Source organism: Vibrio sonorensis (assembly GCF_001854765.1).
Lineage (GTDB): Bacteria > Pseudomonadota > Gammaproteobacteria > Enterobacterales > Vibrionaceae > Vibrio > Vibrio sonorensis.
The window spans coordinates 1-9648 of the sequence record NZ_LJJE01000118.1; the positions used below are offsets into that span (position 1 = coordinate 1).

A 9648-nucleotide genomic window follows, 5' to 3' on the forward strand; every position below is an offset into this window, starting at 1 on the left:
ACAAAGCCAGTTTAAGGATTGGTATTTAAATACGCTTTCGATGAAATATCTGTCCAAGCGCGGGCTTTAGCCAAATATTTTTGCTGAGATTCGATAATGGTTTTAGCCAGAGGATCTTTACTCGCTTGTTCTTCAAGTAGGGATTGGTTCGCTTCACGCATTGCGCTTAGTACTTCGGCAGGGAAGTCGCGAACTTTGATCTCTGGGTGATTCGTCTTCATGCTTTCCCAGCTTCGAGCATTGGCATCAAGGGCTTGTGTATACATGTCGAACGCAGAGGCTTTAAAAGCGGTTTCTAAGATGACTTGTAGATCTTTGGGTAGTTTTTCCCACGTTCGTTTGTTCACTAGGAATTGAGTTTCTGATCCTGGTTCGTGCCAAGCCGTGTAGTAGTAAGGGGCAATTTTTTGAAAGCCCATACGCAAATCAAATGCAGGTCCGACCCACTCTAAGGCATCGATCGTTCCGCGTTCTAAAGATGTGTAAAGCTCACCCGGAGCAATGTTGACAGGTTTCGCTCCCACTTTTGCCAGTACTTCTCCGGCAAATCCCGGAATGCGGATCTTGAGCCCTTTGAGGTCGTCTAGCGTGTTGATCTCTTTTCTAAACCATCCACCCATCTGAATATCGGAATTGCCTCCGGGGAAGGAAAGCAGGTTATGAGGTTCATAAACTTTTTCCATTAGCTCCATACCTCCACCGTGATAGAACCAGGCATATTGCTCAGTAGAGATCATGCCAAAGGGCATTGATGAGAAGTAGAGAGTATTCGGCACTTTTCCCTTCCAGTAGTAAGAGCTAGAGTGACCAAGGTCGTACTGGCCGGACTTCACCATATCGAATATACCCAGTGGAGCTTTGTGTTTGTTGGCTGAATCAATGCGAATAACAAGGCGTCCATTGGACATCTCATTAGCCAATTTGGCCATATTTTTGGTGGCATCACCCAAGATAGGAGTATTGGGTCCCCATGTTTCGGCGAGTGTTAATCGATACACTTTATCAGCAGCAAATGAAGAGAGCGGTAGTAGTAAACTGGTTAGGCATAAGGTGGTTTTTACCAACCACTTTTTGTGTGTGTTGAACATGACTTCCTCGTTGTTCTTGTTGGAATAGTAACGAGTTAGCTATCAATAGTAGGGTGGTACCGTCAACCATTATATCCAACCAGTGGCACCTTCTCGATGGAATGATACGCTGAAAAATCGTTGGAAAATAAGATGATCGATATGAAAGAGAGATATTAGCTGGTGGGATATGGGCTTAAATAACATGGCCCTGTCGCATAATCCCGAATGTAAAAATCGAGGTTGAGTCACAGCGGCCGTTTGATTTAGGCCGCTGATATGTCGGCTACTTATGGCTAGAAATATACGTATTAGCTTCGTTTTGCCCCATGTAACGGGCTAAGGTTTTCTCTGAAACTTGGGTAAGATCCACCATGATCAAACCATCTAGAGCATTATTAAAAGCGGGGTCGACGTTGAAACAGACCAGCTTACCGTTCATGGCAAGGTACTGCCGAAGTAATACAGGAACGCCTTTCCCCTCGTCGATTCTAGAAATCACACGAGACAATAACTGCAAGTCGCCAAGCGCACTGAGCATACTGGTATTCCAGCCGTGATGCTCTTTGGGTAAAGGATGTGACGGTTTCACATATTGGGCAGATTGACTGTCGTAGTGATGTAATGTCATGGCCTCGGTCAATAACTGACGTGTTTTCTGACTGTAATCATTACTGATACTTACCGGACCAAATAAATGTGTGTAGTGGGGATTTCGAGCGATATAGGTTCCAATGCCTTTCCATAGCAATAACAAGGCATTCATACTCTTTTGATATTGTGAGGCAATTACTGAGCGCCCCAACTCGATAGCGTTACCCATCTGTTCGATAAAGCGTTGGTCGTAGTCAAACAGAGTGCGAGAGTATAGCCCTTTAAGCCCAGATTGCGTCAGTAGCTCGTCCACCAATCCAAGTCGGTATGCGCCAACCAGCGCTCTATTTTCTCTATCCCAGACAAATAAGTGCAAGTAGTCTTGGTCAAATTCATCTAGGTCGACCGCAAAGCCCGTGCCTTCACCAACCGCTCTAAAGTTGATTTCTCTTAGTCGGCCAATTTCATGGATTAAAGAAGGAATGTATTCAGAGCTTGTGCAGTACACTTCAAACTCACCACTGGTGAGTAGGTGGTGCTCCTTGGGAAGGTGGTTAATATCAAATTCAATGTCATTGATATCCAGTCTTGGTGCTATGGGTAACGCCTTGTGTTCGGTTGTGGGAAGCGCTTTTTGAAGGTTATTTTTTCGCTGCATTAAATAGGTGTTCAACCTGAGATAGTTAACCACCTGCTGATCGTTTAACTTGTGCAGCTCTTTGTAAGGGATAGGAGAGCCAATGGTGAGTGGAATAGGATGCTGATTTTTGTTCAGTAGTTCTCTTCCCAACATCAGGGTTCTTAATAATGGATGGATCTTCCCTGCCATGTAAAAGCGTTTCGAGTTCTGCCCTTCAACAAATACCGGAACCGTGGTGGCCTTACTTTTTCGAATCAATGAACTTACCGAGCGGCTCCACTCTTTGTCTTCTAGTCGCTGCTGCTTCCCATCGACCATCTGGGAAACTTCACCAGCGGGAAAGAGCAGCAATAGCCCGCCTTTTGCCAAGTGCTGGTGAGCAAGGCGAAGGGCTTTTAGGTTCGATTTATTATTGGCCTGTGTGGCAAAGACATCGACACCGATAAACAGTTCATCCAGCTCTGGTACCGTCTTTAAATACTGATTAGCAAGGATTTGAACATCGTCGCGTAGCATCAGCAACAGTTCGGCAAGTATCACCCCTTCGATGCATCCAAGTGGATGGTTGGCAACGATAACCGTTGCTCCCTGTTTGGGAATACTGTTGAGTTTTCCTTTTACAATTTGGTAGTCAATGCCCAAGATTTCTAAAGTAAAACGAAGAAAAGTCTGAGTGTCACAATTAAGAGGACGGTGGGCGTAAAACTTATCTAGCTTGCTTAGGCCAGTGGCCCATTCTGTAACATTTTCACCAATGCCGAATGGGGTTTTTCTTGGTAGACGAAAGGGGCTAACCGCTTGCATACATTTCCTAGTCTAGAGCTTTTCGGATTTCTGTCAGCCTAGAAGCAAAAGATGTCAGGGACGCGGCAGATTTATGGATAAATGGTTAAAAAACAATGACGAACCTATGACAGATGGGGTGGATTTTGGACGTGTCGTAAAAATGTCATGAAAGCGTGATTAATTTTATTACGGTAAAAAATATATCGCTCACAAAATATACTAAATTCGTATCTCAGCTTAAGTTTTATTGCTAACGTGAAAGGTGCGGGTATACGCGATAATAATAACGTCAATAGAACCTTTGCTTTGCTAAGCTGGAATCCAACGGGAGCCTTTTGGTTCCCGTTGTTGTTTATGACCACATAAAAGTGGATTTCCTTTACTTTCTCTTCTTTTCCCACGACGTGGCCTTTGTTTACCGAGTTCTGAAACCATTGATGCGTACGGGGTTTGCAGGTGATAAACTATTGTCGATGTTGATTGAAAGGAAAACTCTATGAGCGAAGTGTTGATCGTTATCCCTGCCCGTTACGGAAGTACTAGACTGCCGGGCAAGCCACTAAAAGCCATCGCAGGTATTGAAATGATCAAGCGTGTCGCGGATATTGCTGCCAATGTTTGCACTTATTACCGAGAGTGTAATTACGTAGTGGCAACCGATGATCAACGAATTCAGGATTTTTGCTCCCATCACAATATTCCATCCGTCATGACTTCCGAGTCATGCAAAAGCGGTACAGACAGAAGCTGGGATGCGGTGCAGCAGCTTGAAAATAAACCCAAATTTGTGATTAACCTGCAAGGTGACAACCCATTGTGTCCACCGTGGTTTATCACCGCTCTGATTGATGAATGGAAGCGCACACAAATTGCTGGCGTTTACACGGCTTATGTCGCCCTGAATTGGCAAGAGCTAGACAAGCTAAGAGAAACTAAATCGGTGACGCCTCACAGTGGAACGACAGTACAAATCGACAAACAGGGTTACGCCCTTACGTTTAGCAAAGCGATTTTACCGGTTATCCGCAAAGAAGATGCTATGCGTGAACAAGAAGCCTTATCGCCGGTAAAACGTCATATTGGTTTGTACGCCTACACTTATGACGCACTACAAGATTTCTTTAAGTGGGATTCAGGCATTTATGAAGAGTGCGAAGGCCTAGAGCAGATGCGCTTTTTAGAAAATGGCACGCCTATAAAAATGGTCAAAGTGGGGTATCAAGGCCGTATCGGTATGAGTGGTGTAGATAGCCCTGAAGATATAGAGCGAGCAGAAACGATTATCAAACAGTGCGGTGAATTCGATTTCTATGCCGAGTGATTTTTTAACAATCACAAAAACCGTTACTAAGTATAGTTGGAGTGAACTTCGACAAGCCTTAGACGAGTGGCAGTTAGCAGAAGAGTACGATGATTTGATTGGCGATTACCAGCGAATCAGTCATCAGCTTATTAATGATGCACCAAGTCTTGATTCCCCGACACTAGAAGTTATCGCGGGGATCCCTTATGCCGGAAAAAGCCATTATATTAAGGCGCACTGTTGCGACTTAGGTAAGGTTTCGCTCTCTTTTGATTCGATTATGTCCGAACTAAGCCTTTACAAAAAACTGCATAATAGGTGTACTCAAGCCGCTTTTCATCGCAGTGAAACCTTAGCGCAAATGGTCGGTTATCAGATATTAAATGATTGCATTGCCAAACGCTGCTCGGTTCTTTTTGAGCACAGCTCTGCGCCAGAAGCTCACATAGATTTATATCTCGTGCTCCAGAAGCAAGGTTATCAAGTCGAGATGACGTTTCTGGATTGCTCTATTGAGCAAGCAAGACTTAGGGCGAAAACTGATAATAAAAACCGAGACAACCAGCGATATACGCCGGAGATTTATATAGAGCAGCGCTATCACGCGTTACAAAATCGATTAACAGAGTACCGTCGATACTTCGACGTTACAGTAAGACAACAGGATGATACTGATGGCAACTAGAGTGATTGTCGTTCGTCATGGCAATACGTTTAGTAAAGGCGATACCTTACTTCGCGTAGGAAAGCAGACGGATCTTGACTTAGTTGAAGAAGAGAAAGGAAACCGTGCGGGAATGTACCTCAAAGCGCACGGCTATCAAGTTGACCATATTTATATGGGGCCGTTAAAAAGACATATCCAAACGGCCGAGCAAATGAATCGGCATTTGAATGTCGCGACGAGCGACACAAGTATAGATGAAAGGTTTAACGAGCTTGATTACGGTAGGCACGATGGAATGCCGGAGAAACAGGTGGTTGAAGAGCTTGGCGAAGAAGCGCTAAAAAAGTGGGATCAACAAGCGACAGTTCCCGCTCAGTGGGTCGTTGATGTAGAGGCAATTAAACAGGATTGGCAAGACTTCCTACAAGAGGTTGCCAGTAAGCATCAAGAGAAAGATGTCCTAGTGGTGTCGAGCAATGGTCTGATCCGTTTCCTGCCTTTTGTTATTGATTGTGAAGCCAGCCAGTTAGAGCTTAAAGTGCCCACAGGTGGGGTCGTGGTGATAGAGAGTCAAGACCAACAGACATGGCAAGTGGTGGAGTGGGGCATTAAACCTTAATCGCCAATTAACCATGAGAAACGCCTGATGAAGAGATTCATCAGGCTTTTTTATATCAGTTTCCCAAAGCTCTACTTTGGCAGTTTGTGCTAACGAGTTGATTAAATTTGACATCTCATCTTAATAATAATGATAATCAATTCTATTTTTGAATTGCGCCCAAATGGAGATGAGATGAAACGACTAATAAAGTGCGTTTTAATGTGCGGTGTGTTGTTGTCGTCTATGGCAATGGCACAAGAAAAAGCCGTTACGATAGAACACGCGATGGGAGTGACTGAAATTGAGAAGGCACCAGTGCGTATCGTCACCCTTTATCAAGGTGCAACGGATGCAGCCATAGCGCTCGGTATTAAACCGGTTGGTATCGTGGAATCTTGGGTAGAAAAACCAATCTATAAATACCTGAGAAAAGATCTTGAAGGGGCTGTTTTACTTGGCAGTGAGAATCAACCAAATTTAGAAGAGATTGCTAAACTGAAACCAGATTTGATCATCGCTTCAAAGATGCGCCATGCCAAAATCTATCAACATCTGTCACTAATCGCTCCAACCGTTGCCCATGAAAATGTCTACAAGTACAAAGAGACATTGGACTTGGTTGCCAAAGCGACCTTCAAACAACAAGAGAGCCAGCAGATATTGGATCAATGGACGAAGCGAACTGAGGCTTTCCAACAAAAAATGAAAGCTAAGTTGGGCAGTGACTGGCCTCAGCAGGCGACTTTGGTCAACTTTAGACCCGACCACGCGCGTATCTATTACACCAGTTTTGGCGGATTAGTGTTACAAGAGTTAGGCTTCACCCGCCCTGAAAAACATCAGCAAGATACCTGGGGCGTCAAACTGACCAGTAAGGAAAGTATTCCAGATATGAATGCTAAGACCTTTTTCGTCTTTATGGATGAGGCTAACCCGATAGTGCAAGAGAACTATCAATCATGGACAAGCCACCCACTGTGGAAAGCATTGGATGCAGTAAAAACTGAACAGGTGTATTTTGTTGATTCAGTGGCTTGGAACATGGCTGGTGGGATCTTAGCTGCAAACCTGATGCTGGATCAGTTGAATCAACACTATCAGCTCAATGAGCAGCAGTAATGCCCACTAAGGTACAGAAAGAAAAACGGAAGCTAGGCTGGTTAATAGGGTGTGTGCTCGTTACTTGGCTTAGCTTTTTCGCTAGCCTGACGTTTGGGCAGACCGCGATTCAATTTACCTCGGTAGTCGAATCATTTTTCAATTATCAGCCAGATAATATTGCCCATCTGATTGTTCAAACCGATCGATTGTCTAGAGCCATCATCGCTATCTTTGTTGGGGCGGCTTTAGCTGTTTCAGGAGTGTTAGTTCAGGCGATTACCAAGAACCCACTCGCGTCTCCCAGTATTTTGGGGATTAACTCGGGGGCGGTGTTTTTTTTAGTCATAACCTTTAGTCTTTTTACCATCACCTCCATCAACCATCTTGTTTGGGCGGCTCTATTAGGTTCCTTATTGTCTGCCGCGTTGGTCTACTTACTAGGGTCGAGCGGCAATGATGGTGCTTCACCCTTGAGAATCGTACTGGCTGGCGCGGCAATCAGTGCTCTTTTTCTTTCGTGTACACAAGCTTTGCTAATCATTAATAATGAAAATCTAGAGAGTGTGCTTTTTTGGTTAGCGGGGTCGGTATCTAATCGAGAATTAGATACCTTACTAGCCTTGTTGCCCTTAGTGGCGATTGCTTCTGTTGCTATCGCTCTGCTGACACCGCATATCAATCTATTGATGATGAATGATGATGTCGCCGTTGGCCTAGGGCAAAATGTCTATCTGATTAAAATATTAGCGGCATCGTCGGCCATTGTTCTAGCCGCTTGTGCCGTGTCCATTGCTGGTCTTATTGGCTTTATTGGGCTAGTGGTACCGCATATTAGCCGTCGTTTGATTGGTCTGGACCACCGCTGGCTTATTCCTACTAGTGCTTTAATCGGTGCATCACTGCTGCTAATTGCCGATGTGGTTTCTCGCTTTGTTGTGCCACCTCAAGAGCTGCCAGTTGGCGTGATGACTGCAATCATTGGTGCACCGTTCTTTATCCATCTGGCAAGAAAGCAAGGGGCTAAAGGATGACAGAAAAAACGGTTCGCTTAAGTAAGCCCGCACTCTCGTTTCAGTACACACCAAAACACCTATTGATAAGCGTACTGGCTCTCTTGTGCGGTGTGTTTGTCGTTTTACTTTCCCTTAGCCAAGGCAGTCAGAATGTCAGTATTGCGCAAGTGATAATGACCTTGCTAAGCCCCGAAATGAGTGAGCATGTTTTTACAATCTATCACTTGCGTTTACCACGTACTTTAATTGCCATGTTTGCAGGAGCGGCATTGGCCGTGTCTGGTTTAATTTTGCAGAAGGTAATACGCAACCCGCTGGCATCACCGGATATCATTGGTGTGACAAGTGGTGCGTCATTTAGCGCAGTGCTGTTTATTTCAACCTTGGCAGGAAGTATAAGCGTGCACTGGCTACCGAGTGTGGCGATTGTTGGTGCCTTTATGGCTTCGATTTTGATCTATGTACTAGCATGGCATCGAGGCATTACCCCATTGAGATTTGTCTTGATTGGATTGGGCATAGCCGCAACATTGAACGCTTTCACCACCGTTATCGTTGTGATGAGCCCTAATGCGGTTAGGCTTGAAGCTATATATGGCTGACCGGCAGTGTTTATGGTAGCAGTTGGCAAGAAGTTAGCGCTATGCTGCCATGGATGTTGCTATTGCCTGTCGTTTTAGTGTTTTCAGCCCAAATTCAAGCGCTCGATCTAGGGGATGGTAGTGCCGAAGGGATAGGGGTAAATGTACAACGATATCGATTTATTTTGTTGGGGCTCGCTGCTGCCTTATCTGGCTGCGCCGTAGCCTTTGCTGGTGGTGTCGGTTTTGTTGGCTTGATTGCACCGCATATCGCTAGATTTATGCTCAAAGGGGCTTCCTTTGCCTCTCAGATGTTCGTATCCGCCACCATTGGGGCGATACTATTAGTGGCCGCAGATTTGATAGGGCGAACAATTTTTATTCCTCAAGATTTGCCTGCGGGGATATTTGTATCCGCAATTGGCGCGCCTTTCTTTATTTTCCTTTTATATCGCAACCGAGGGTAGTGTGTTGGATTTACCATGCATGGAGAGCCAGAATCTCCTTATCCGCTACGATAACACTACGATTATCGAAGACCTTTCATTATCTATTCCCAAAGGAAAGATCACCGTATTTGTCGGCGCGAATGGATGTGGCAAATCCACGCTGTTACGCTCATTTTGTCGGCTGCTTAAGCCTCAAGGTGGGGATATCTTTTTATTGGATAACAATATTCACTCTTTGAGTAGTAAACGCATTGCTCAGCAGCTAGCGATTTTGCCCCAAGGCCCTATTGCTCCCGAAGGCTGACGGTGAAACAACTGGTTAAACAGGGACGCTATCCACATCAACATTGGCTTCAGCAGTGGTCGAAAGATGATGAGCGATTAGTTAACCACGCTCTGTCTGCGACCGGATTGTCGGAGCTTTCTGATCGTGCATTAGAGTCACTTTCTGGAGGACAAAGGCAAAGAGCTTGGATTGCGATGTCTTTAGCCCAAGACACGGATATCTTGTTTTTAGATGAGCCGACAACCTATCTCGATATGTCGCACCAAATAGAGATTTTAGATCTGCTTTACGATATGAATAAAGAATCGAATAAAACCATAGTCATGGTGCTGCATGATTTGAACTTGGCTTGCCGTTACGCCCACCATATTGTTGCTATTAAAGACAAATCTGTATTTGCCCAAGGAGCGCCAAAAGAGGTGGTTTCAAAACAGATGGTAAAAGCGGTATTTAACATGGATTGCGATATCGTCGCCGACCCGATCTTTGCAACCCCTATGTGTATCCCTCACGGCAAAGGGCAGAAGGTTACTTAATCAGGTCGTGGTGTTTCAGCGAGT

At 44.9% G+C, this 9648-nt stretch carries 9 protein-coding genes and 1 pseudogene; 8 read left to right on the forward strand and 2 right to left on the reverse strand.

From position 1 onward, the window contains the following. Positions 1–11: 11 nt before the first annotated feature. Both BLO31_RS21385 and BLO31_RS21390 read right to left on the reverse strand, forming a co-directional pair. Positions 12–1088, reverse strand: coding sequence for a TRAP transporter substrate-binding protein (locus BLO31_RS21385; protein ID WP_070971716.1), 1077 nt, complete (start codon positions 1086–1088; stop codon positions 12–14). A 265-nt stretch (positions 1089–1353) separates the two neighbouring features. Next, entirely contained in the window at positions 1354–3105 is a 1752-nt protein-coding gene (locus BLO31_RS21390) for a bifunctional lysophospholipid acyltransferase family protein/GNAT family N-acetyltransferase (protein WP_070971719.1), read from the reverse strand. 478 nt (positions 3106–3583) lie between these two features. On the opposite strand from BLO31_RS21390, the gene BLO31_RS21400 reads away from it, so the two are divergent. The 8 genes and pseudogenes from BLO31_RS21400 to BLO31_RS21430 all read left to right on the forward strand — a co-directional run bounded on the left by BLO31_RS21400 (position 3584) and on the right by BLO31_RS21430 (position 9624). Continuing rightward, the gene (locus BLO31_RS21400) at positions 3584–4408 is read left to right on the forward strand and encodes a 3-deoxy-manno-octulosonate cytidylyltransferase family protein (protein WP_070971725.1); all 825 of its coding nucleotides are present in this window, start codon (positions 3584–3586) and stop codon (positions 4406–4408) included. Beyond that, positions 4398–5075: a zeta toxin family protein gene (locus BLO31_RS21405; protein ID WP_070971727.1), complete on the forward strand. Its 678-nt coding sequence runs from the start codon at positions 4398–4400 to the stop codon at positions 5073–5075. The genes BLO31_RS21400 and BLO31_RS21405 overlap by 11 nt, the downstream gene beginning before the upstream one ends. Next, on the forward strand, positions 5065–5676 hold the full coding sequence (locus BLO31_RS21410) for a histidine phosphatase family protein (protein ID WP_070971730.1): 612 nt from the start codon (positions 5065–5067) through the stop codon (positions 5674–5676). The genes BLO31_RS21405 and BLO31_RS21410 overlap by 11 nt, the downstream gene beginning before the upstream one ends. Positions 5677–5850: 174 nt before the next feature. Beyond that, the gene (locus BLO31_RS21415) at positions 5851–6777 is read left to right on the forward strand and encodes an ABC transporter substrate-binding protein (RefSeq protein ID WP_070971733.1); all 927 of its coding nucleotides are present in this window, start codon (positions 5851–5853) and stop codon (positions 6775–6777) included. Continuing rightward, the gene (locus BLO31_RS21420) at positions 6777–7790 is read left to right on the forward strand and encodes a FecCD family ABC transporter permease (protein WP_070971736.1); all 1014 of its coding nucleotides are present in this window, start codon (positions 6777–6779) and stop codon (positions 7788–7790) included. The genes BLO31_RS21415 and BLO31_RS21420 overlap by 1 nt, the downstream gene beginning before the upstream one ends. Next, positions 7787–8374, forward strand: coding sequence for an iron chelate uptake ABC transporter family permease subunit (locus BLO31_RS24965; RefSeq protein ID WP_217495150.1), 588 nt, complete (start codon positions 7787–7789; stop codon positions 8372–8374). Before BLO31_RS21420 ends, BLO31_RS24965 begins: the two co-directional genes overlap by 4 nt. 41 nt (positions 8375–8415) lie before the next feature. Beyond that, on the forward strand, positions 8416–8820 hold the full coding sequence (locus tag BLO31_RS24970; RefSeq protein WP_281182303.1) for a FecCD family ABC transporter permease: 405 nt from the start codon (positions 8416–8418) through the stop codon (positions 8818–8820). A gap of 19 nt (positions 8821–8839) precedes the next feature. Continuing rightward, positions 8840–9624, forward strand: a pseudogene (locus tag BLO31_RS21430) (ABC transporter ATP-binding protein). The last annotated feature ends 24 nt before the right edge of the window (positions 9625–9648 follow it).

What these genes read in the sequence shown, in the direction of transcription:
- BLO31_RS21415 (WP_070971733.1), top strand. Translation starts at nt 5,851, where the DNA reads ATGAAACGACTAATAAAGTGCGTTTTAATGTGCGGTGTGTTGTTGTCG.
- BLO31_RS24965 (WP_217495150.1), top strand. Translation starts at nt 7,787, where the DNA reads ATGACAGAAAAAACGGTTCGCTTAAGTAAGCCCGCACTCTCGTTTCAG.
- BLO31_RS21410 (WP_070971730.1), top strand. Translation starts at nt 5,065, where the DNA reads ATGGCAACTAGAGTGATTGTCGTTCGTCATGGCAATACGTTTAGTAAA.
- BLO31_RS21405 (WP_070971727.1), top strand. Translation starts at nt 4,398, where the DNA reads ATGCCGAGTGATTTTTTAACAATCACAAAAACCGTTACTAAGTATAGT.
- BLO31_RS24970 (WP_281182303.1), top strand. Translation starts at nt 8,416, where the DNA reads ATGCTGCCATGGATGTTGCTATTGCCTGTCGTTTTAGTGTTTTCAGCC.
- BLO31_RS21400 (WP_070971725.1), top strand. Translation starts at nt 3,584, where the DNA reads ATGAGCGAAGTGTTGATCGTTATCCCTGCCCGTTACGGAAGTACTAGA.
- BLO31_RS21390 (WP_070971719.1), bottom strand. Translation starts at nt 3,105, where the DNA reads ATGCAAGCGGTTAGCCCCTTTCGTCTACCAAGAAAAACCCCATTCGGC.
- BLO31_RS21385 (WP_070971716.1), bottom strand. Translation starts at nt 1,088, where the DNA reads ATGTTCAACACACACAAAAAGTGGTTGGTAAAAACCACCTTATGCCTA.
- BLO31_RS21420 (WP_070971736.1), top strand. Translation starts at nt 6,777, where the DNA reads ATGCCCACTAAGGTACAGAAAGAAAAACGGAAGCTAGGCTGGTTAATA.